The 22,930-nt window shown below is 44.2% G+C and carries 21 protein-coding genes and 1 tRNA gene; 8 read left to right on the forward strand and 14 right to left on the reverse strand.

Annotated elements, in window-relative coordinates:
- Nucleotide 1 precedes the first annotated feature (1 nt).
- The 4 genes from DKW60_RS12545 (at nucleotide 2) to alr (ending at nucleotide 4,008) form a co-directional block, all read left to right on the forward strand.
- The gene (locus DKW60_RS12545) at nucleotides 2-1,072 is read left to right on the forward strand and encodes a phosphatidate phosphatase App1 family protein (RefSeq protein ID WP_109837997.1); all 1,071 of its coding nucleotides are present in this window, start codon (nucleotides 2-4) and stop codon (nucleotides 1,070-1,072) included.
- 48 nt (nucleotides 1,073-1,120) lie between these two features.
- The gene (locus DKW60_RS12550; RefSeq protein ID WP_109837998.1) at nucleotides 1,121-2,449 is read left to right on the forward strand and encodes an MFS transporter; all 1,329 of its coding nucleotides are present in this window, start codon (nucleotides 1,121-1,123) and stop codon (nucleotides 2,447-2,449) included.
- 89 nt (nucleotides 2,450-2,538) lie between these two features.
- Nucleotides 2,539-2,922, forward strand: coding sequence for a RidA family protein (locus DKW60_RS12555; RefSeq protein ID WP_109837999.1), 384 nt, complete (start codon nucleotides 2,539-2,541; stop codon nucleotides 2,920-2,922).
- Nucleotides 2,923-2,925: 3 nt separating this feature from the next.
- The gene (gene alr / locus DKW60_RS12560) at nucleotides 2,926-4,008 is read left to right on the forward strand and encodes an alanine racemase (protein WP_109838000.1); all 1,083 of its coding nucleotides are present in this window, start codon (nucleotides 2,926-2,928) and stop codon (nucleotides 4,006-4,008) included.
- Nucleotides 4,009-4,110: 102 nt separating this feature from the next.
- On the opposite strand, the gene DKW60_RS12565 is transcribed toward alr, so the two are convergent.
- The 12 genes from DKW60_RS12565 to DKW60_RS12625 form a co-directional block, all read right to left on the reverse strand.
- Complete coding sequence (locus tag DKW60_RS12565; protein WP_109838001.1) at nucleotides 4,111-4,464, reverse strand: hypothetical protein; 354 nt, start codon at nucleotides 4,462-4,464, stop codon at nucleotides 4,111-4,113.
- The gene (locus tag DKW60_RS12570) at nucleotides 4,457-4,693 is read right to left on the reverse strand and encodes a hypothetical protein (protein WP_109838002.1); all 237 of its coding nucleotides are present in this window, start codon (nucleotides 4,691-4,693) and stop codon (nucleotides 4,457-4,459) included. Before DKW60_RS12570 ends, DKW60_RS12565 begins: the two co-directional genes overlap by 8 nt.
- A 94-nt stretch (nucleotides 4,694-4,787) precedes the next feature.
- Complete coding sequence (locus DKW60_RS12575) at nucleotides 4,788-5,393, reverse strand: hypothetical protein (protein WP_109838003.1); 606 nt, start codon at nucleotides 5,391-5,393, stop codon at nucleotides 4,788-4,790.
- Between the two features lie 107 nt (nucleotides 5,394-5,500).
- On the reverse strand, nucleotides 5,501-5,884 hold the full coding sequence (locus DKW60_RS12580) for a hypothetical protein (RefSeq protein WP_109838004.1): 384 nt from the start codon (nucleotides 5,882-5,884) through the stop codon (nucleotides 5,501-5,503).
- Nucleotides 5,885-6,054: 170 nt separating this feature from the next.
- Nucleotides 6,055-6,390 (reverse strand): hypothetical protein, encoded by a 336-nt coding sequence (locus DKW60_RS12585; RefSeq protein WP_146203478.1) that lies wholly within the window; start codon nucleotides 6,388-6,390, stop codon nucleotides 6,055-6,057.
- 781 nt (nucleotides 6,391-7,171) lie between these two features.
- Nucleotides 7,172-7,786 (reverse strand): immunity protein Imm33 domain-containing protein, encoded by a 615-nt coding sequence (locus tag DKW60_RS12595; RefSeq protein WP_109838007.1) that lies wholly within the window; start codon nucleotides 7,784-7,786, stop codon nucleotides 7,172-7,174.
- An 83-nt stretch (nucleotides 7,787-7,869) separates the two neighbouring features.
- Nucleotides 7,870-8,736, reverse strand: coding sequence for a delta-class carbonic anhydrase (locus DKW60_RS12600; RefSeq protein ID WP_245929704.1), 867 nt, complete (start codon nucleotides 8,734-8,736; stop codon nucleotides 7,870-7,872).
- A 164-nt stretch (nucleotides 8,737-8,900) separates the two neighbouring features.
- Entirely contained in the window at nucleotides 8,901-10,661 is a 1,761-nt protein-coding gene (locus DKW60_RS12605) for a UvrD-helicase domain-containing protein (protein WP_109838008.1), read from the reverse strand.
- Nucleotides 10,662-10,663: 2 nt separating this feature from the next.
- Nucleotides 10,664-12,763 (reverse strand): ATP-dependent nuclease, encoded by a 2,100-nt coding sequence (locus tag DKW60_RS12610; protein WP_109838009.1) that lies wholly within the window; start codon nucleotides 12,761-12,763, stop codon nucleotides 10,664-10,666.
- An 86-nt stretch (nucleotides 12,764-12,849) separates the two neighbouring features.
- The gene (locus tag DKW60_RS12615) at nucleotides 12,850-13,869 is read right to left on the reverse strand and encodes a PDDEXK family nuclease (protein WP_109838010.1); all 1,020 of its coding nucleotides are present in this window, start codon (nucleotides 13,867-13,869) and stop codon (nucleotides 12,850-12,852) included.
- A gap of 105 nt (nucleotides 13,870-13,974) precedes the next feature.
- Nucleotides 13,975-14,307 (reverse strand): hypothetical protein, encoded by a 333-nt coding sequence (locus DKW60_RS12620; protein ID WP_146203479.1) that lies wholly within the window; start codon nucleotides 14,305-14,307, stop codon nucleotides 13,975-13,977.
- A gap of 90 nt (nucleotides 14,308-14,397) precedes the next feature.
- Nucleotides 14,398-14,886 carry a hypothetical protein gene (locus tag DKW60_RS12625; protein ID WP_109838012.1) on the reverse strand — a complete coding sequence of 163 codons (489 nt, stop codon included), beginning with the start codon at nucleotides 14,884-14,886 and terminating at the stop codon, nucleotides 14,398-14,400.
- Between the two features lie 579 nt (nucleotides 14,887-15,465).
- Here DKW60_RS12625 and DKW60_RS12630 point away from each other — a divergent pair.
- Nucleotides 15,466-18,033, forward strand: coding sequence for a GcvT family protein (locus tag DKW60_RS12630; RefSeq protein ID WP_109838013.1), 2,568 nt, complete (start codon nucleotides 15,466-15,468; stop codon nucleotides 18,031-18,033).
- Between the two features lie 132 nt (nucleotides 18,034-18,165).
- Here the strand turns inward: DKW60_RS12630 and DKW60_RS12635 are convergent, their stop codons facing one another.
- Both DKW60_RS12635 and DKW60_RS12640 read right to left on the reverse strand, forming a co-directional pair.
- Complete coding sequence (locus tag DKW60_RS12635; RefSeq protein WP_109838014.1) at nucleotides 18,166-19,479, reverse strand: hypothetical protein; 1,314 nt, start codon at nucleotides 19,477-19,479, stop codon at nucleotides 18,166-18,168.
- A 225-nt stretch (nucleotides 19,480-19,704) separates the two neighbouring features.
- Nucleotides 19,705-19,780 (reverse strand) — tRNA-Phe (locus DKW60_RS12640).
- A 156-nt stretch (nucleotides 19,781-19,936) separates the two neighbouring features.
- Between DKW60_RS12640 and DKW60_RS12645 the strand changes: the two genes are divergently transcribed.
- The 3 genes from DKW60_RS12645 (at nucleotide 19,937) to DKW60_RS12655 (ending at nucleotide 22,853) form a co-directional block, all read left to right on the forward strand.
- Entirely contained in the window at nucleotides 19,937-20,401 is a 465-nt protein-coding gene (locus tag DKW60_RS12645; protein ID WP_181389686.1) for a tRNA (cytidine(34)-2'-O)-methyltransferase, read from the forward strand.
- A gap of 5 nt (nucleotides 20,402-20,406) precedes the next feature.
- On the forward strand, nucleotides 20,407-21,327 hold the full coding sequence (gene ribF / locus DKW60_RS12650; protein ID WP_109838016.1) for a bifunctional riboflavin kinase/FAD synthetase: 921 nt from the start codon (nucleotides 20,407-20,409) through the stop codon (nucleotides 21,325-21,327).
- Nucleotides 21,328-21,482: 155 nt separating this feature from the next.
- Nucleotides 21,483-22,853, forward strand: a complete 1,371-nt coding sequence (locus DKW60_RS12655; RefSeq protein WP_109838017.1) for a TolC family outer membrane protein — start codon at nucleotides 21,483-21,485, stop codon at nucleotides 22,851-22,853.
- Nucleotides 22,854-22,930 lie beyond the last annotated feature (77 nt).

Raw genomic sequence — 22,930 nt, forward strand, 5'->3', positions numbered from 1 at the left:
AATGAGTCAGGATTTAAACAGCAAATTACTACTACTGAAACACTGGCTTAAAATGGCACCCTCGTGGGTAAGACATGGCTCGCCACTCAAAATGGATGAAGAGCTGATATTTTTCCCAACCAGCGCCACCCAGCAGGAAGACGGCAGCTGGATTATTCCAGTACATGCCTGGTTTTTTGAGCTAGATAAAAACAGCATCATGCGCCTGCTGAGCGTTAAAGCGGTTTCTGAGCTGCTTGAGTTTATGGATGTCACCGAAGAACAAGCACGCCTGCCTATCTTTCAGGAACGCATCAAATGGTTCTTAGTCGATAATGAAAGCAATAAACGTATCCACATCAAACTCGATGGAGAACTACATCGCTCACCCCGCAGTAAACTCAGCGGGCACCTGCAGTTTGATATTCCCTACCAAGGCAAACCAGAAGAAGCGTGGTTAAAGTTGCCGGTGGATATGCCTGAGCAGGATACGCGTGAATTTTTCGCTGAAACACAACTCATCCCCCGACAAGGCTTGTCAGTCATTTCCGATATCGACGACACACTCAAGCCAAGTAATGTCTTAGACAAAAAGCTATTAATCCAAAGCGTGTTCCTCAAGGAGTATCATGCTGTGGAAGGGATGCCGGCGTTTTTCCAATGGCTATCCAATCAGGGCGCATATTTTCATTATCTGTCCTCATCGCCATGGCAGATGTACCCGCTGCTCAAACCACTACTTGATCAGTACTATCCAAGGGGGCCGGTACACCTGCGCAACTTCAACCCAAGCAACCGCAGCTTTATCAAATTCTTCATGTCATCAGAGGTTTACAAAACCACCAAAGCCATGAACATTATCCACCGTTACCCGGAACACCAATTCATATTAATTGGCGATAGCGGTGAAAAAGATCCGGAAGTGTATGCGCGGATTTATCGTGAGTTTCCGCACAATATCAAACAAATTCTCATACGGGCCGTTGACGGCTCCAATCTACACCAAAAACGCTTCGCTGAAGTGTTTGCAGAAGTACCGAAAGACAAGTGGAAAGTTTTTGCTGAGCCATCGCATTCATTGTTAGATATGTAACAGTATTTAGGATTAGAATCGCGAGCCTAAATTATGAGGCAATAAATCGTGATCAAGATAATCACTAGCACCTGGGCACTATTCTTAGGCTTGGGGCTAATCATGCTAGGCAACGGACTACAAGGTACCCTTCTGGGTATACGCGCCACCATGGAAGGCTTTAATACCAGTGTGACCGGTTTCGTCATGTCTGGCTACTTCTTGGGTCTGATTCTGGGCTGCTATGCCGTGCCTCACATGATCTCAAAAGTCGGCCATGTGAGAGTCTTTGGTGCTCTCGCCTCTATTGCCTCCGTATCGATTCTGATTCACGGTGTGTGGGTAGACCCCTTTTTGTGGTGGGCAATGCGTTTGGTCACAGGCTTCTCCTATGCCGGCTTATACATCGTCGTTGAAAGTTGGCTAAATGATGCCTCCGATAACTCAACGCGCGGTAAAATGCTCAGCGTCTACATGATCACCACGCTAGGCGGCATGGCGGGTGGACAGTTCCTGCTAAATATCGCCTCACCAAGAGAAATTGAGTTATTCATTCTGACATCGCTGTTAGTGAGCCTGGCCGTGGTGCCACTACTGATTTCTGCTACCCGTGGCCCAAGCTTCGATACCCATGAATCCGTGAGCATACGACAACTGTTTCAGGTCTCCCCACTCGGCGTGTTCGGCATGTTCGCCTCGGGTGTTAGTACCGGTGCATTCTTTGGTATGGGCTCGGTATATACCACCAATCTTGGCTTCTCAGTAAAAGACGTCTCACTGTTTATGAGCGCAGTCATCCTCGGGGGCTTCCTGTTTCAGTACCCGCTGGGTTGGCTGTCTGACCAAATCGGTCGACGTAGTGTAATACTAGGCACCTGTGCAGTAGGCACCGTGGTCTGCACCTACGGTGCATTTAGCGCATCATTAGGGCCAATATTTTTCATACTAGCCGCACTGATCGGTGGCATGATCATGCCGCTGTATGCACTCTGTAGTGCCCACGTAAATGACTACCTGAACCCACAGCAAATGGTTGCCGCCAGTGGCACATTGGTGCTAATCAACGCTACCGGTGCCGTGATAGGCTCACCACTAACAGCCACCGGTATGGAGTTTTTTGGCCCCTCTGCCTTCTATCTGACAATTGCCAGCATGACCACCGCCGTGGTCGCCTATACACTCTGGAGAAGCAGGCAACGTGAGATACCTGTTGAAGTTACTGAGCAGGGAGACTTCGTCGTTATGGCACCAACACCATTGAGTGCGGGTCTTAACTTTGACGTCGAAGAAGAAGTGCTGGAAGAAGCTTACAACCAAGCACCAGAAGAAGTTCAGGCAAGCTTTGAGGAGTTGACGCAGGAACTCGAAGAGCTGGCCCAATCAGAAGATGAGCAGTGAACCCATGATCCGGTGCAAACATGATTGCGCCGGATTAATTCTCTGTATTATGCTGCTACCAACCGTTTACGATTAAATCAGGATAACTCATGACTGAAAAAACTATCGTTGTCACCGAAAACGCACCCTCCGCAATCGGCCCCTACTCACAGGCCGTGACTGCAGGCAACACCACCTACATTTCAGGGCAGATCCCATTAAACCCTGAAACCATGAAAGTCGAGACCGAAGACTTTGCAGAACAAGCGGATCAGGTGTTTCGCAATATCAAAGCCGTCGCCGAAGCAGCGGGCGGTTCTCTGGAAGACATCGTAAAGCTGAATATTTATCTGACTGACCTCAGCAATTTCGCCATGGTTAACGAAGTCATGGTGCGTTACTTCAAAGAGCCATTCCCAGCACGTGCAGCCGTTGGCATCTCTCAACTTCCACTGGGTGTACTGGTCGAAGTTGAAGGCGTAATGGTCGTATAACCCATGGCCAGGCCCGCCCACGCACTGATTGACCTTGACGCGATTCGCCACAACTACGCGCAAGCAAAAGCACTCTCACCAAACAGCAAAGCCATCGCCATCATCAAGGCAAACGCCTACGGACATGGCGCTGTCATGGTGGGAAAAGCACTATCAGCTCAGGCAGATGCATTCGGTGTGGCCTGTTTAGAAGAAGCGCTGGAACTACGCGAGTCCGGCATTGAAAACCCTATCCTGCTACTGGAAGGCATTTTCGAACCCGAAGAACTGCAGGACGTGGATCAGCACAGACTGATGATTGCTGTGGCGACTTATCGTCAGCTGCAGTGGTTGCTCGAAGCCAAACTTGAGCATCCCGTTGATGTATTCCTGAAAATGGATAGCGGCATGCACCGATTGGGCTTCGCGCCGGAAGAAACCGAAGCGGTCTATCAACAATTAGCCCAGTGCAAACAAATCAACAGTGTGGTGCTAATGACCCACTTTGCACGGGCTGACGAAGCCGACACAAGCTTCACTGAACAACAAGTCAGTTGCTTTGATAGCGCGGTGGCTCACATTCCAGCACCTTGCGCCCTGTCCAACTCCGCAGGCATATTGTCAGACGCCAAAGCAAACCAAGCGTACATACGACCCGGCATTATGCTCTACGGTGCAACGCCAATGGGCACAGACCATGCCTCAGATGCCTTGCTAAAACCAGCGATGTCACTGCGCTCGGCCATATTCTCCATACGTGATTTACCGGTTGGAGAACGCATTGGCTACGGTGGACGGTTCGTTTGTGACCGCCCTACTCGGGTTGGTGTTGTGGCAATGGGTTATGCCGATGGCTACCCGCGACATGCTGTAGATGGCACGCCTGTTTGGGTGAATGGCCACATGAGCCGCATTATCGGCAAGGTGTCGATGGATATGCTGACGGTTGATTTAACCGATCTGCCGCATATTAAAGAAGGTGATCCTGTGGAGCTTTGGGGTGAGCATGTCAGTGCTAATTTAGTGGCGGACCATAGTGCGACGATTGCTTATACGTTGTTTACTGGGGTGACGAGGCGGGTGCCGTTGCGGTATGTTAATGAGTAACGCCTTGAATAAGACGAGCTAAAACGGCGCTTGCACCTGATCACAAAACAAGCCGAGAACTCGACGCGCGTTTATGGGGGCGCTTGGATTCATTTATTAGCACTAAATCTCTATTTCCATGGATATTATCGGGATCATTCTAGTCAGTGCGGAGACTAAGCGATCATACCCATCATCGATTTCCGAAAACCGAACCAGAACATTGTTAGTGCGTTGTTGGCCGTAAGAAACTCTGAATACATTTTTAGATAAGGATGCAGAAATTGCTCTATTGTGGCCTATCAGTTCTTCTCGGTGGCTTTCAAAGTAGCATTCGCCACGGTCGGGAACTTCAAATTGCGCTTGAATCATGAAATAGGGTTCATCCTCTGCATCTAAGTCGTCATGAAACAAAACTTGATAATAATCCCCTTCTATAGAGATGGATGCCTTTTTGAAATCAAATTCGCTAATCATTATCGTTTGAATCTATATATTCCCACATTTCATTTTGGTGTAACCAAATCGGATCAGCGCTCTGCCTGATAAATTCGTCTGCATCCATTCCGTCTATCGTCGGTGGGCGATTAATGCGAACCTGCTTACCGTTCATAAAAACCCACATGTATTTCTTCTGCCGCTCCTGCTTGGCCTTTTTCCTTGCCCGCTTTTGAGCCGCTGTCAGTTTCTTTCTTGACTTCGTCATTCGTTCTGCGTTCTTGTGCTAACGCTTTGCTCAGCGGCAATAAAATGCGGGGCGACGAGGTACGAGGAGCTCCGCTTTTTGATGTCCACTGTAGCTATTTGTTAGCATTTATTCGTTTAAGACAGATTGCAAGCTTCTTTGCTTGGGAAAGAGGAAGAAATTCTTGAAAAGCTAGCAATTCATCTGCTGCCTCTGAATATTTCTTTTGCTTGAATGCTGTTCCTGCCCTTGCAATAGCTCTTTTCATCTCCAATTCTCTATCGTGCTCTTCCCATGCCTTTATGTTATTTTCCTTCCATTTTTTTTCAAGATTTTGCAGCAACTGAAATTCGCTCCAATCATTATGAAGAAAGTTTTTTCCGAAGCTTTTCAAACACAATGCCTGATAACGAATATCTCCTATCTGGCCTCGACCTAACCCTTGACGTTTTTCCTCCCAGAATCCTTCTGGAACCAAGTGAAAAAAAGGCACAGTGCATCCGTTTTTATCTCTAATGTCTATACCGGCAGAAAACCCGTAAGAGTAACCTGCCACAATGATACGCCAGCCACTTTTTTCAAAATACACTTCATATGGGTTTGCGTACTTCTCTTCAGGCGGCTCAACTTCGGTAAAACCATAATCTTCTTGCAGAAAACCAAATTCTGCCCTACAGGCAGCTTTGAACTCATTTAATGTTGGTGCAGTTGCTTCTTCCATTTTGCTAACGCCCAGCTAAGCCGCCGGAACGGAGTTGATTGTTTTGTGCGAGCGTAGCGGAAAAGCACAAAACGAGCAACGCAGTGGAGGCCGGTTTGAGCTGTTTGTTAACTGTAATACGGACCGGACCATACGTAGCCTTGTTTTTTTGTTTTAAAGCCATCTTCGATTAGTTGAGTGCCACCACCTTTCATTGAGCTACCCCACATAAATATTTTGTCGCTGAACATATCTTTAAGGTATTCAGAGACTTCTGTGACTATTTCTTTGACCTCATCTGGATTGCCAGACTTTTCATTGAAATAGCCACAATGCCAATGAGTGAAATTGCCAATAAAAACTGTAAGCTCATCATAGTCATCTTGTATATCGATGCTACCGACTTCATTACAAACTGGAGGAATAGAAATAAGCTTTTTCTCATCATCGGTGCTAAATTGCAGCGACGGAAATTGCGACTCTATTTCCTTTTTCATTGCTTCGTAGAGCATGATTCCTCTTTTACAGTTAACGCCGCAATAAGCGGAATTTTAACGATTGGATTAATTTTGCTAGCGTAAGCGAACAGCAAAATTGATACAAGCGGTAAAATTTCCGGCGGAGGGGCCGAAGGCGCCGGAGCGTACTTGATTGCCATTGTTATGTGTAAAACAGTTGTACTTCAAGGTTGAAACGGAATATGTTTAACTTCAATAACTTTACCGTAACCCATTATTTTATTTGCCTCGCAAATATGCCAGCAATAACCGGGCTTAAATTCCTCAATATCTACTGAAGCAATAATGAAGTTACCGCGTGCTTTGCATGTTACTCCAGGCTTCAGTATATCTGTATCGATAAAATCGAGCTGCCCCATAAAGCAGTAATCACGCCCAGGCATCCAGTGGTTTGGCCTAACGCCAGAAGAATAACCCTTTCGCTCTCTCATACAAGATTCATAGAGCCCAACTTCAACAATGGCGCTTATATTTTTTGTTTCTAAATCTTCGACTCTCATGACACATAACAGCTTATTCTACGAACAAAGTTCGTAAAACAATCACGAACTTTGGCCGCATATCTCCAAACGGTAAAAAAATTACACGTTAATTTTCAACCGCTTACCATTTTGGTCGTGTTATATCACGAACCTTTTTACAAGGTTATTGTGACAAGAAACATGCACAACTAAAACTGTATATAAACACAGTTAACAGCAGTATTTGAAAAATATTTTTGATTTAGAGAGGAAATTAAGAAACGGAGGGTGACGAGACGCATAACGCCGCAATGTGCGGAATTTTACTTGTTGGATTGATTTGGGTTAGCGTAGCGACAAACCCTAATTGATACAACGGGTAAAATTTCCCAGCGTGCGAAGCACGCGGCACGATTGCCTTGTTATGAGCTAAAACATTCAGGTACTGTACTTTTGTAGACCAGTGCTTACGTCATACTCAATGAACTTGAGCGAATTAGAATTATGACGAACGAGTGCCGACTGCCAAATATCCTTTGCTGAAAGCAAAGCATCGAGTACTTTTTCGTACTTTGGGTGGTTTTGATATGCGTTTAGTTGATCTAGCAGACTAAGACACGTACGCAACCTATCGGCAGCGTATGTACCTCCGCACTGCATGGCACTCTCTCTAGTCTCTAAGATTCGCTTCAATTGATCTATTAAATCATCCATATATTAAAACCAATAGCATAGACCACGCGACGCATAACGCCGCCAGCAGGAGCAGACAACCCGCGCGGCGGTTTGGCTGTCCCTCTGGCTGGCTTTGTTATCTGTTTTAGTCATTTAGTTCTACGAAATTGCCGTGTTCATCTTTTGCGAAAGCAACTCCCGGCTCTCGCTCTAGTAGTGCAAGAATACTGTCATCTTCGCGAAGCACTGCACCTAACGAGACATACGATGAGTTATCTGAATCATCCATGTACTCATCTGTCTCGTCACCAGCAGTAAACCTCCAGCCACTATCATCATCGTAATCTGGTTCTTCACGATATAGGTAACCAACTGGTCTCCCTTCATAAAGGATATTGTTCGTTACGAAGCAACGCTTGATGTACTTTTCGGTTATTGAAGGAATTGGGTCGTCTAGGTCTGTATCAATGATATGGCATTCGCTAAATTCAATTGGATCCTTATGCTTTATGTCCTTTATATATGCTGGGTCATTGTCTAAGTAACCTGAATACATTCCATCCTTAACATCGGTAATTTCTACCCACATTCTCTCTGCTCTAGGAGCTTCGGGGTCATCAGATTCAAACTCAAATATTAACTTGGCCTGATTCCCGACTTGCAACTGTGACACAACTTCGCTTGATGGCTTGTAAAAGGTGCACGGGAACTCTTCTGCAATCTTCTGAGCATCTTCCAATTTCCAACTTCTATCTTGCACGATCTCTCCGTTCTTGATTACAGATAACGCCGCAAGAAGCGGTAAGCTTTACTTATCCGCATACTTGCCTTGTTAGTATTCAGCTATTTACTAATCTCTGAAAGCAAATCAGGGTTAATGACAAGATTTCTGACGCCGTGCGCATGATCTTCATCAAATACGTTACCTGTACACCACGTTTTAACGGTTTCTACATTGACCTTGGCTATTTTAGGTCGGACACTCCAAGAAACTTGTAAAGGAGAGCCTATTTCGTTATAGCTAGGGCCAGTGGTTGATCCAGTATACTGAACTGGTTTACCGGTATTAGATGGAATATTAATCGCTTGGTGAAAGCCATTAACGTTATCAATTTTAGTTAGCTCACCAAAATCAAGAGCACTTTTGTCGTTAACAAGAACATATACTTGAGTTTCTACACGTAATTGAGGGTTCTTGATTGAGTCACTTAGACACGAACCCAAAGTGGGACCAGGTTTAACCTGCGCGGTTGAATGGACATAGTGGAGCTCAATAGTATCACCAGAATTAAGTTCACCAAACGTACTAGGGCAAGCTCCCTGCGCAAGGGGCTTGAGCTCGGACTCATTTAATTTCCCCGCATATTTAAAGCCAGTTTGAAAGCCTTTTCCATTGCCATTGCCTGCATATTGAGTGAATTCCCCACCTTTATGCTCTGCATTTTTGTGAAAATGAATATTGCATAAATTCATTGCTGTGTAAGCAGGTGCGGCGCTAAATAATCGCTTATTTTTGCCTTCATAAACATCAATATCACGCGGAGATTGCGGCCCAAACCCAGCACCTCTGGTGTTTTTTTCTAATAAAGCTCGTTGATCTTCAATCACGGTGTCCGGAACAAATTTATCATGAGTTTCTTTAGCATATATACTCAATGGAACGAGCAGGAGCATTGTGCATGGGATTAAAAAATTTAAATTGTTTTTCACAATAATTATCCTCTATTTAATGGAAAGTTGATATTTTCATAAGGTACTACTAACGCCGCGCTCACCGGCAAATTGGAGCGTAGTGGAAATTTGTCCGAGTGCAGCGCCTTGTTAGTGCTAACACCAGGAATACAAAACAAATCATACATTTGTGTGAAGTTTCTTCAATCATATGGATAGCTATATACATTCAACATGGCAGAAGTTTCATAAGCGTTTCCACCTTGAGTTCTGCGACCAGATTCAGCAAATAGAAATAGCTTCTCTTTTGCCCTTGATGCTATTACATAAAGCATTTTGGATTCAGCATTCTGTCCTACTTGAGCTGGTTGATTAATTATGTCACTCCAATGGGGGACAAAGCCTTTTAGTAAACCGAAAGCTATTACTGTCTTATACTCCTCCCCTTTCACCCCATGACAGGAGTTCACAACTATTCCTGTGGACTCCTTAAAAAAACTTTTAAGGGCAACTACAGTGTCTTCATATTGACCGTTGTTGTTTTCTATATTTGAATTCGCTTTCTCAAAAAACAGGTCAAATTGCTCCTTGAGCAACAAATCATGCGCTAAATCTATGTCTAAATCGTCCAAGATAAACTCGAAACACTCTTTAAGGTATTCTGTTCCTACAACAGTATTACTGTGAAAAGAGTTAATAACTTTGAGCAGTTTTTTAGCGGTTAAATCACGGATATGATGATGGTTTTCTATGAGGTATTTTAACAACTCATTTGCCCATCTCACACGAGCACTTAGCAACCTTCCTGATGGTTCAGTCAATACCAGCTTAGAAACTATCAACCAAAAATTGTCTTGTTGGCCGTGAAATGGTGACAAAGCCGGAGCGTCAAACTTCACTTGCGGCAGTAAAGTTATGAGCTTCTTTGTCATTGACCTTATCGGTGCCCACTGAGGTGCAATAACACAAATATCATTTTCATTTGTGCCATTATTGAGTTCGGATTGAATTAACTGTGATATAGCTTCGGCCAAACGATCTTTATCTACTGATTGATTAAAAAAGCTGATGGTTCCTTGCTCATTTTTATGCGTTGCTTTTGATAGGCCACCTTGAACACCTCTAAAAACAGAAAAGTAGTCTACCAGTCTTTGCGTAGAGCGGTAATTATCGCTAAATGTATAGTGGTTAATGTTACTACCTATAAATTCTGCATTTAATTCTGCTAAGGAAAGAGATTTCCCTCCAATACCTCCATAAATTGCTTGATTCTCGTCGCCTACAATAAACAAAGATGGCTTTTTATGTGACTCATTAAATATCTTGGCTAAAATTGCATATTGCAGATCTTGTGTATCTTGAACTTCATCAACGCATATATGAGTAAATATATTGCTTAACGTTTGGGCAATTTCTGGCAGCATTTCCATTAACTGAAATGCAAAATAGAGTGACTGGTCAAAATCAATTTTCTTTCTTGAAGATAGTATCTGACGGTATTCCTGCTCTACTTCTCTTGCTCGGGCATTACGATTTTCAACCGCGCCCTGCCTATTAAAGGTTGTATTTACGTCATCAAAAATCCTTAAACCTTTATCAGCTTTTAATTTGTTAAGAATTCTTCTTGTTTCAAATTCATCCGCAATAGAGTAACCAGAATTAAGCACTGCAGAATATGAGGCATAAGGCTTTATTATCCACTCAAGTGCAAATGAATGAATCGTCCCAGCCCAAACGTGGCCACTTTCAATGGTGTAATTTTCTTCTAGTCTTGTCTTTATTTCATCGGCAGCTCTGTTTGTGAAAGTTACGGCGAGCACTTTATTGTTTTTATGATTTAGTTCTTCAACGCCTTTTGCTATTCGTGCCGTAAGTGCTCTAGTTTTGCCACTTCCTGGACAAGCTGTAACGTATGCATTTCCGTTGCAGTCTACAGCAGCGTGCTGTTCAACGCTTAATTTCATGCTTATCTATCCAGAAGTCGAATTAGGTAAGACAAGTCATCGTCAGGGCATTGTTTTTCAAACTCATCAATACAGGCGTTAATATCTACATGGTTGTCGGTAAAAAACTGTATTGGTTTATCTTCATCTTCCATTACTGGCATGGGGTTAGAAAGCCTATAACAACACATCTTATAAAGAATTTGAGGCGCTAGCTTGTAGCCACATGAAAATGCAATTGCATCTAGTATGTAATTAGGGACGTAAGTTTGAGAAGTTACTTTTTCAGAAGTCAGCAGAGACAGCCACCCTTTACCAACCTTGTCTGCGAGACGAAGTATTTCTTTTCCATAGATTTTTACTTCGCCATTTTCAAGTAAACCTATTGATTTATCTATACTGGCTTGCTGTTGGTAAATAGAGAGGAGCACTCCTTTCAGTTCGATTAAATTATCAACACCAACGAAGTCAACTTCAAAAGTATGATTGGCGTAAAAAGCGCTAATAAAATTATTATCCTTAGTATGTTCGTCTAGCTTGTCCTTTCTAATTAATCCTGATTTTTGAGAATTTCGACATGACTTTTGATACTTATTGTCATCATCCTCATCATCTGGAAGGGGTTCGATGGATGTGTCTAAGTCAGTAATAATTGCACAGTGTTTTCGTATTCTTTCAGGGTGAAATAAATTTGAAATATGTTCAAAAAAAGCGCTGTCCATACTTATTAGGCTAATCCCAAGTTCGTCTAGTGATACCCCGAGGACCTTTTTAACTAAAACAGGAATTAATATAAGCTCCGCTTCGCCCTCAACCAAAATTACTCCTTTAGCAAAAAGAAGTGTTGAGCGAGTGGCGTTCAAGTATCTTTCTATGCGACTGCACTCTGTGGGATTTAGACTGTTTGAAGGTTGAAAAACATCAACGTGGTTTTCGTTCAACCCAAGTATGTTCATCTCGGAAATCTTTGCTACTGATGAAATATGGGTAGAGTGCGTTGATAGGAACACTTGAGTCTTATTAATAGCGTGGTTTTCAAACAATGTTTTTTGAATATGCGTATGAATGTGAGCTTCTGGTTCTTCTATGACTAAGAACTGTGCCGCTTTATCAGCTTCTTGCTTTCGCTCATATTCTAGTAGTTTTAGTGCGACATAAATTAAGTTAGCACCACCAAGACTAAGCTCATTAAGGTCACCGCTATAACCGTCAACATAGTTGTCACCGACAGTTAGTGAAAGTTTTTGTAGCAGTTTGTCTAACTCACTTGGTAAAGACGACTCAATATCAATGATTGGGGAAAACGTATAGCCAACCGTTTTATGCAGTGTATCTTGAATCCCGCTGGAAACTTGCTTTATTTCATCTAGCTCGGAAATTGCGTTGTTTATGTCAGAAACGAGGGAAGTAATGTTTTCGGAATCTTTGTCGGATATTTCTGATTCCAGTCCTTTCAATAAAGCTATTAATGGACTGTTTCTGTAGTTTTTTAAGTCTGAGACTACATCTCTCAATGCTTTCACAAATGTAAAGGATACTTCTTCATGTAGTGGTGAAAGCTTTACTCCATAGGACTTAAAATCTTTGTTATCAGGGTCTGGAAACACAAAGTTTTGAAAGTCACCGACTAAATCTCGATATGTATCGTCGCATAGGAAATCTGCGTTAGCTCTACCAGAAAATACGGGTTCATAATCTTCTATGCTAATTTCATCGATGATTTGCTGGGCTAAAGCTGCGTTACCACTTGCTTCAAATAGGGCTTTTCTTGCTTTTAGGCAAGGTCGGAAATAATAGGTTAACGTGCCTTTTTCGCTGCCGTCCATATGGCCTGCGTCGTGTTTTAGCATCTGGCAACCTTCATGAGCTGACAGTTCATCAAAATCTACCGAAATTACAATCCAATGGCCTTTCCAGCTTACTAAGTTGCGACAAAAGTCACTATCCCTCAACTTTGTTACATTTCTTGGTAAGGACTCGTCTAAAAGAAGTCTCAGTGCAAAAAGGGCATTTGTTTTACCTGAACCATTCTCACCGAGAATAGTGTTCACGCCTTTTTTAAACTCGAAGTTTGCACTTAAAAAATTTCTGAAATTTCGTATTCTTAATGAGCTTATGTACATCCATTATCCTTAATTTCTTTGAGACTCCCACAAGAGCACTAACGCTTCAAGCTGCGGCTGCGAAGCAGTCCGGCAGCCTTGACTTGTTATGTACGATGCAAGTAATTATTAAGCTCCTCGACTAACTCAAGTGCTTCACTTTTTGTCAGATAAGGTACCTTTATAGTTCTAGCCCAAAAGAAACTTTTACCTGTTTTTGAGCTAACTTCTGAAAAAGGCATAGCCAATAGTTTGCTATCTTTCCGGTTCGGGATAGGAGTCAAAAACTCTACATCTCGATACAAAGTTTCACTGTCTGGAGCTTTAACCTCACCTTTTACTTTTGCGGCAGCTATTAAGCCGCACCATTTGTGCGAAAAGAAAACAATATCTCCTACATGAACGTGGCGAACAAACCTCTTTGCGTCACCATATGCCTCAAGACGACTATTATCCATCATCGACCAAATAGAATTCTCATCCCAGCTACGATTTGTGTCAAATAATACACCTTTAACATCACTTGGATTTTTGTGCTTGTCATATGGAAGCGCGAAGAATTCAAAGTACTTTTCACCAGCTAGTTCGTAAACTCTATATGGTAGGAAATCAATGGATATACCATTTTTCTTCCAGTAATCGACGGAAGAGATTAATGCTTCATCGGCTGCACTACCGATAACTAATAGGTGTTGTTTATTATTTATTTCTTTTGGATCTAATTCATGCTCAAGACTAAAAGCCTCTCTATGAGCTTCAACTAGCGATATTTCGCCTTTGCTATATTCTTTGAACTTTTTTTCTAATTTCTGATAACTCCATTGACCAGCATCTTGCGCATATCTTAGTGCTTGATGGACGGCATCTTTCCCTGCTGATGAACGCTTTAATTCAAATATAACTAATTCACCATTTTCATTAAGTGCATATATATCAGCTTCTGCTTGCCATTGTCTTTCCTGAAACACAGGCATTAATCTAGCATCTTCAAACAACACATCTAAAATGCTGTCTGCAATTAAGTTTTCTAGGTCTTTCTCAAGTTTTCCAAAACTAGAAAAGTCTTTGAACTCTACAGGCTCTAACTTTTCAAAAACTTCGGCTTGTTCTTCTATTTTGTAGAGCATCTCTGCATTCCTTTGAGTACATAACGCCGTAATAACCGAGCGTAGCGTTGCGTGGTAATGTGAGCAAAGCGAACCACGCAATGCGGAGTCCGGTTGATTACTTTGTTAACTGCTGACAGCACCATGCTTTGCTACTCCTATATAGTGAAACTCAATCATTTTTGAAAATGAATGATTACACAATGTAATGACCTGATCTTTTAAGGCTGACTTTACCTTTAAAGCAGCTTCTTCTCTGGCCACCGAAAACGAATTATGTCTATCGATTACAAAATAAACTTCTGGATCTTGAAAAAAAGAACCAATAAAGCCCTCGACAAGCTCGTCATTGAAATCGTCACCTTCCCCAACAAAAGACCATTCGTTACCTGATACTTTTTCCCATAGAATTTTACCTTTCATGTGGCAGCAGGCTATGTGAATATTCTTTGAGTCCATACTTTCTCTAGGCAGTTAACGCCTTACACAGCGGAAAACGACGAGCGCGAGCGAGTTGATTTTCCGATGATGTAACTTGTTATAAACATATTATTCTGGAAATTTAAAATCTTCAGCCACTTTTTTAAGTGTATACGTAGCATTTAATTCATAGTGTCTATATTTAAAAATTTCTTCATTTAGCTCTAATATCTCGTAAGCATCGTAATTATATGGGTCTGACGGGTCAACTGGATCTATTTCATTATCTCTGATATAACCTCTGAACATTGATAAATATACTGGCCCTGAAATTGCCCATTGACCAACCTCTGAGCTTTCAGAGATTTTTCCGTTTTCTTTGTGAATACGAAAGTGTATTTTGTAAGTTCCATCTTTTTTTCTTTCTACAATCCACTGTCTCTTACCGCCACCTTTAACTGTTTGTTTACCGTACCATTTACCCACCATTTTATTCCATTTTTCTTCTTGCGATAATGTGAGCTGAGGCTTGTCATGAGGTACTTCATCAGTTGATGTTAATGAGGAGTTACAAGCAGATAATGTTAATAAAGTTAGAACTAATACAAATTTTTTCATATGTACCTTTTGATTTTTATAACAGTATGCTATACGGAAGGCTATGTTGATTGATCTATACGGAATCCGTTTATCCAAAACAACATAGCCTCTAAAAATCTCGCTAACCACCTGATTTTAAAACAGCCATAAAGAAGCGATGAATTATCTACCAGAACTATACAGAATCAGCGAACCAATAAAGCCTCATGCTACTTGATGAATAACAAGACAGTCAATTGTTTATTATTTTTCCAGTATGGCGTTAAACTCCAGTCCGAAACTCCTCCATACTTGCAGCACCTTCGGTTGCCAAACAGCACCACACCATAACCACTTACAGTCACATCGTTCTAACACCCCATCTGCAATTATTCTTGCATCATGCCTATGATTTTATTGCTTGACCCAAATCTGGCTCATCGCTAAATTCATCATTCTAAGTGATTGAACCTTATAGAAAATTCATAGGCTATCACCTTACGGACTCACCATAAACTTTATACAAGACAGCCCCTACGCAGATCCGCTAAGGGACTGTTTTTACTCGCTGAATTTACTGTTACCGACACCCTCCTCGTCGGCCTGGAGTTATTTTAAATGGCACAATTTCCTTCAAAAGCAAACGTCGTAATCATCGGACTCGGTGGCATTACAGGCTCCTCGGTGGCGCATCACCTCATTGAGCGCGGCTGGGACAATATTGTTGGTATCGATAAATCGGCAATCCCAACGGATATCGGCTCAACAGCGCATGCTTCGGACTTTTGCTTTAACACCATGCATGACCAAATGACGATATTCACCACGAAATACAGTATCGATTTCTTTGAAAAAATGGGCCGTTACGAGCGTATTGGTGGTATCGAAGTGGCACGTGTGGGTGATGATGAGCGTATGGTCGAGCTGAAGCGTCGGGTGACCTCAGGGCGTGCGTTTGGTAGCCGCGTTGAGATGATTTCAGCCGCCGAAGCCAAAGAGAAATTCCCGCTACTGGAAGAGGATATGATTCAGGGCGCATTGTGGGATCCGGATGCAGGTTTAGTCACTCCGCGCTCTCAAACCGTTGCCGGTGAGTTGGTGGAAATGGGTGTAGAAAGTGGCAAGTTGCAAGCATTTGCCAATACATCCTGTACCGGATTAAACATCGAAGATGGCCGCATCAAAGGCGTCGAGACTGAGCGCGGTTATATTGAAGCAGATCACGTGGTGGTCTGTGCCGGACTTTGGGGCCGCTTAATTGCTGAAATGGCGGGCGAAGATCTGCCGATCATGCCGGTGGATCATCCGCTGACGTTCTTCAAGCCTTTTGAGGAATTCGCAGGCACTGGAAAAGACATTGGTTATCCCCTGCTTCGAGATCAGGGTAACTCTGCCTATTTACGGGATACTGGTGACCCGACGACCGCAGAAGGTGGTCAAATTGAGTGGGGCTATTATGAAGAAAAAGCGCCACGCATGTGTCACCCACGCGATTTGTTAGAAAAGGAAGAAGCCCGCCTGTCGCCTTCGCAGCGCGATTTAGAGCTGGAAGAAGTCATGGAGCCATTAGAGCGCGCCATTGAGCTGACACCGATTCTGGGTGAGCTGGGCTATGATGAGAAGTATTCTTTTAATGGTTTGTTGCAGGTAACGGCTGACGGCGGCCCGTCTATCGGTGAGTCGGCCAACGTGCGCGGCTTGTGGTATGTGGAGTCGGTCTGGGTAAAAGATGGCCCCGGCACCGGTAAAATCGTTGCGGATTGGATGACTGACGGACGCACGCATCTTGATCACGCTCGTATTGATGTTGCACGCTATTACCCGTTCCAGTGTGAGGAGCAATACATTGCAGACCGCTGTTATGAAACGGCATTCAAAATCTATAACCCACCGGTGCATAACCGCGAGCCATACACCGCTGCCCGTGATTTTCGTCGCAGTCCGTTCTGGGAGCGTGAAAACGAGCTAGGTGGTTACTTTATGGAAGCGGCAGGTTGGGAGCGTGCCCACGGTTACGCAGCCAACGAGCATTTATTGGAAAAGTGGGCCGACAAAGTTCCGGTGCGTGAGGTGGAATGGGAGAACCGTCACTTCTGGCGTGTCTCCAATGCCGAGCACTTAGAAATGTCTGAGACGGTTGGCATGGTGAACCTGAGTCACTTTGCTATCTATGACATGGTCGGTAATGGCGCAGCTGAGCTAATGGAGTTCTTGTGTGTGGCTAAAGTTGCTGGCGACACGCCGGTCGGCAAAGGTGTTTATACACACTTCTTAGATGCTGCCGGTGGCGTTCGCGCAGATCTGACCGTGCTTCGTTTGGGCGAGAATCATTTCCGTGTGATTGATGGTGGCGATGCCGGTAACCGTGACTTTGTGTGGATGAAACGCATGGCACAAGACTACGGCTACGATGAAGTGGAAGTGCTTGACCGTTCTGCTGAGTTTGGCTGTTTAGGACTTTGGGGGCCAAATGCCCGCGCCACACTCTCTAATCTGATTGAAGATCCCGATACTATCAGTCATGAAAATTTCCCGTTTGCTGGCATTCGCGAATTAACCATCGCTGGCAAAACAGTCACAGCATTCCGAATTTCTTATGTCGGTGAGCAAGGCTGGGAGTTGCATTTCAAACTGGAAGATGGTTTGGCCGTCTGGGATGCCTTGTATGCAGAGGGCGTATTACCAGTAGGCATCGAGACCTACGCCAATAGTCGCCGTCTGGAAAAGAGCTTACGCCTGCAAAACGCTGACATTTTAACGGAGTACAACCTTCTGGAAGTGGATTTAGCCCGTAAGTTGGTTAAAGCGGCAGACTTCGTTGGTAAAGAGGCTTATCTGGAACAACGTGCGCGTGAGCATCAACCAGCGTATCTATGTACCTTGACCATGGAAGACAATACCGATTCCAATGGGGTTGCCCGCTATCCTTTAGGCGCGTGCCCGATTATGGATCCGGATACTGGTGAGACGTTGATTGACTCAGAGGGTCGCCGTTCTTACACCACCAGTATTGCGTATGGCCCGAGTATTGGTAAGAACATTGCCTTGGCGTTCCTGCCGCATGAGTATTGTCAGGAAGGGCGTATTTTGGATATGGATTACTTTGATGAGCGTTACAAGGTCAAGGTTGAATCAGTCGGTTATGGCCCACTGTATGATCCGGAAAATATTAAGCCGCGCTCTTAATTATCAAGCCGTGATTTATTAGCACAAAAAAAGGGTAGCGTCTAAACAGGGCTACCCTTTTTTATTCAGTCTTTATTGTGATCACTGCTCTTTTTTTGTTTGCCAGTGTAGGCTTTTGAGAGCTAAATCGCTTTATTGCGACATCGCCGCCAATGCTTTAATCACTTTATATAAAGGACGGCGTTTGGCAGAGGTCTCAGTGACAAACTGTGGTTTTATACTGCGTAAAATCTGCGGCAGCGTGTTTCCACGAATTTGTCGGTCATAAGGGCTTTTATTGATGTAACTGGTGGCAACAAACGATAACAGATCAGGATGATTTCGCTGAGACTCACGATCCCACTCACCACCAATGATATTGCCGTCAACATCTAATTCAAGGTCATAGCGATAACCATTGGTAAAGGTGCGCTCGTAGCTTTTATCCAGCTTTGCCGCTGTCAGTGGTAATGCTTCAATCTGGTATTCCAACTGCACATTGACGCCAACTATACTCGCGACTCTGTCACTGCGGTGAGCGGCGTAACGGTCACGTGTGTAATTCTCCTTTGACACAATAGAGTGTCTCGGATCAACATAGGACTTATTCGTTTGTGGGTTGTAATACTGCAGCTTGTAGGACTTTACCGGATAATTCCAGGTTTCAGCGCTGTAGTCAGTGTCCATAGTAAATCCACGTTTGCCAATACCTAGTTGATTCACAAGCACTGCATGGAATATTCCGGGATTCGTATCACGACAGCCCGGATCAATCGCACGCCCTGCACCATCCATCGCGGGCTTTTTGTCATAACAATCAGAACCGAAGCTAGCGATTTTATAATCAGAGTACAGCAAGGTCAGCAATGCGCGAATATCGGAGGGGTAGAATAGAATCTCCTGACCCGCTACATTTTTGACAGTAACCGCCTTTACCGGTGGTTTTTCATTCATTGCTGCAAACGCCCAACCATCACAGGAGCCTTCCCAGGGTTGAGTTTTGGCAGTGATCTCACTAAGAAAGGCACGTGTCAATGTGTAACCTGGTTGCTTTGGGTTGTTGGGGCTACCAACATCACCGACTAGCAGGTCGTACTTCTCAGCTGGTGATAACATGTGAGTGCGGTTCGCTCTGACCATCTTAGCCGCTGGCATTTTTTTCAGGATGTATTCCGAAGGTATTTTCCAGTCGTTCGGCTTCGGTTTTTTGGGGTTTATCCAAAAACCCGGAGAGGCATAGCGATAAGCCAAGCCACCGGCGTAGCGTGCCCAATAGTCATCAGACCATAATTCATTTCGGGACCTGCCTTCGGTAATGGACGATAATTGATGTATGTTTAGAACGGGCTGTTTAATCCAAAAGCCGCTAAAAGCTCCGGGGTGATACGGTGCGAACTCTTCAGCATTGCTGGTACTGATGCTCAGCATCGCAGCTAAACAGACACTAAAAGTGTATTTTTTCAGCATTTTATTATTCTCGATAATCGGGGATAGTGTTTGGGGGTACTGAAAGAAGTATCAAACAAATGAATATGCAACAAGCTTTTATGAGCAGGATAGTCAAAATATGAGCTAAGCGGGGTAAAAAGCGTAGAAATTTGATTCAACTATGCACGAATCGAACGAATCGATTGGTTCGTCAAAATATAAAAAAGTGTGGATTTTGTAGAGAAAAACTGAGAACTCTTTCAATGGTGGCCGGAGGCAGAATCGAACTGCCGACACGCGGATTTTCAATCCGCTGCTCTACCAACTGAGCTATCCGGCCGCTGAAAGAGGCGCTATTAAACCGTTTAAACTTACACCTGTCAACCTGCTTTTTAATTTTTTTATTTTTCCGCTTTTATGCACCGCAACATATAAGCGCTTATCGATCTATTCAAAATCCTGTATGCTAAGCACCTGCACAACTGTCCGGATTATCATGCTACAAATTGCCCTTTATCAACCAGAGATTCCACCGAATACCGGGAATATAATTCGACTGTGTGCGAATGCCGGCTGTCGCTTACATCTGATCCATCCATTAGGCTTCAGCATGGAGACCAAGCAGCTACGGCGTGCGGGTCTGGATTATCGTGAGTTGACTGTGGTCGAGGAGCACGAATCCTGGGAAGTATTTGCTGAAAAACATCAGGAGAGCCGAATGTATGCCTTCACTACAAAGGCTGAACGCGTCTATAGCGAAGCTTCATATCAGGCAGATGATATTTTGTTATTTGGACCAGAAACCCGCGGCCTTCCGGATTCATTACTAGACTCGCTAAGCAATGAACAGCGACTGAGGCTCCCGATGTTACCCAGCAGTCGTAGCCTGAACCTTTCCAATACGGTAGCGGTTGCCGCCTATGAAGCGCTGCGCCAACTCGACTTCCCGACTCTGAGCTAGATTCTATGCGCTTAATACGTGATATTTCTCAGCTAGAACAGCTTCAGCAAGGCTCTGTCGCGACTATCGGTAATTTCGACGGCTTACATCTCGGCCATCAACTAATCTTCGATCAATTAGCACGACATGCCGAAACACTGGCACTGCCTAAGGTAGTGATTAGCTTCGAGCCACTACCGATTGAGTTCTTTTCTGCTCATCAAGCTCAGCGGGTTTATCCGTTTCGAGACAAGGTGCGGTATCTCAGCCAACTCGGGATCGATTATTTCTTGTGTTTACGCTTTGACGACAAGCTTGCCAATATGCCGCCGGATCAGTTTATTCACGAACTTCTGCTGCGTATGGCGAATGTGCGGCACTTGGTCGTGGGCGATGATTTTTGTTTTGGTAAAAAACGCCAGGGCAATTATCAGCTACTTAAAGAAACCGGCAAGCAGCACAATATGGAGGTCAGCAACAGCCTGACTCACTCCGATGACACAGGCAGAATTAGCAGTACGCGCATCCGGCAGCACCTCAATGCTGGCGAGCTCAAAGCGGCTAATGCCCTACTAGGACGTAAATACAGCCTCAGTGGTCGTGTCCGACATGGTGATAAAATGGGAAGAACCATCGGCTTTCCAACGATGAACTTACGCATTCAGGATAATATTGCTGCGGCTAATGGCGTTTATGCTGTTCGGGTGAATGGTCTCAAGGGAGAAACCCTGCAAGGCGTTGCTAATCTGGGAAACCGACCGACGGTAGGTGGTGTTGAAACACGTTTGGAAGTATACTTATTTGATTTCAATGAGTTTGTTTATGGCGAGCACATTGAAGTGGAGCTGGTTTCTTTCATTCGACCAGAAATCCGCTTCGATAATTTTGAGGCCTTGACCACACAAATTGGCAAGGATGCTATCGAGGCTAAGAACCAATTTAGTTAGTCGTGATCTCAACTTAAAGTATATTAACGTGTCTGTTCCTTGTTACTATAGGGTATCTGACAAGTGTAAAGATTAGGTAAATCCATTTACAACAATAGCGTACGACCTTAAGGTAGGCGCAGAATAATGGTGACCGTCAAAAGGGTTAAAAAAGCATGACAACAATGCCAAACATGGGAAAAATAGCAGTCTCTGCTCTATTAGTGCCGGCCTTATTGATGACAAGTGCACAGGCCGAAGACCTTTTTACTGTGTACCAGCATGCTAAAGAAAGCGACCCTCAAATCAGGGCTGCAGAAGCGGGTTATTTGTCAACGCTGGAAAAACTTCCTCAGTCTCTTGCCGCACTAAAGCCCAAGGTGACACTCAGTGCCAACGCTAGTTACTCATTAGACAGGAGTTGGACTTTCGGGGGTAATGATAATGCTGCTAAGGCGTCGGCCAACTACACACTTAGTCTATCTAAGCCTTTGTATCGCCCACAAATCAGAGAGCAAATCGCCCAGACTAATGTAGCGATCGCTCAGGCTGAAGAGTCGCTGTTAGCGGAACAGCAAAACCTGATCCTGAGGGTAGCTGAAGCTTATTTTACCTACCTGACCGCACGCGACGGTGCTGACTTCTCGCGCTCTGAAGCCGCTGCCATTGAACGCCAATATAAACAAGTTGAAGCATATTTCGAAGCAGGACGCTCTGCGATTACCGACGTAAAAGAGTCTCAGTCTCGTTATGATCAGGCAGTTTCAAGTGTCGTAGTGGCTGACCAAAATGTTGATATCGCTCTGGAAAGCCTTCACGCCTTAACCGGACGCTACTACCGTATTCTCAGGGGAGCAGGTGCAACCACACCTCTGGTTGTACCGACACCAAACGATATTTCAGCCTGGTCTCAGGCAGCGATTCAAAACAACAAACAAGTTAAAATCTCAGAGTATTCAGTTGAGAACGCCCAAAAAGCGGTAGACATTGCCCGCGCCGGCAAAAAACCTACGCTGGACTTATTTGCAAACCATGGCAGCAATATCGTCAGGGGTGAAACAGCATCTAACTTTGAGTCCACGGATGTTTCAATCGGCGTTCAATTTAATATGACGCTATATGATGCGGGCAGTGCGGATGCGGCCATTCGTGAGGCACGCTATGGCTTTCATCAGGCATTGCAGCAGCTTGAATCAACCAAGCGCAGTGCCTCTCAGCAGGCCCGGACTTATTACCTGAATATCATTACCGGTCTGTCTCAGATTCAATCGTTGAAACGCTCTCTGGAGTCAAGCCAGGTCGCCAGCAAAGCCACTCAGGAAGGCTTTCGTGTAGGAACCCGTACAGCCGTTGATGTACTGCTAGCACTTCGGGATACCTACCAAGCACAATCTAATTATTCGTCAGCTCGCTATACATTTTTATTGAACACTATCCGGCTAAAGCAAGCGGCCGGAACGTTGAGCGAAAACGACTTACGCACACTCTCCCGTATCCTCAACCGATCACAGAGTACCCGCCTGAAACCGGTCACTCTGGCGAAGTAACTGAACTAACGATGAGCACTTAGTCCATGCGGCATGGTGCTCATTGTATTTTCTGCTAAACTCTGCGGCTCAATACC

The organism is Leucothrix pacifica (assembly GCF_003172875.1).
In the GTDB taxonomy this organism is placed as follows: Bacteria; Pseudomonadota; Gammaproteobacteria; order Thiotrichales; family Thiotrichaceae; genus Leucothrix; species Leucothrix pacifica.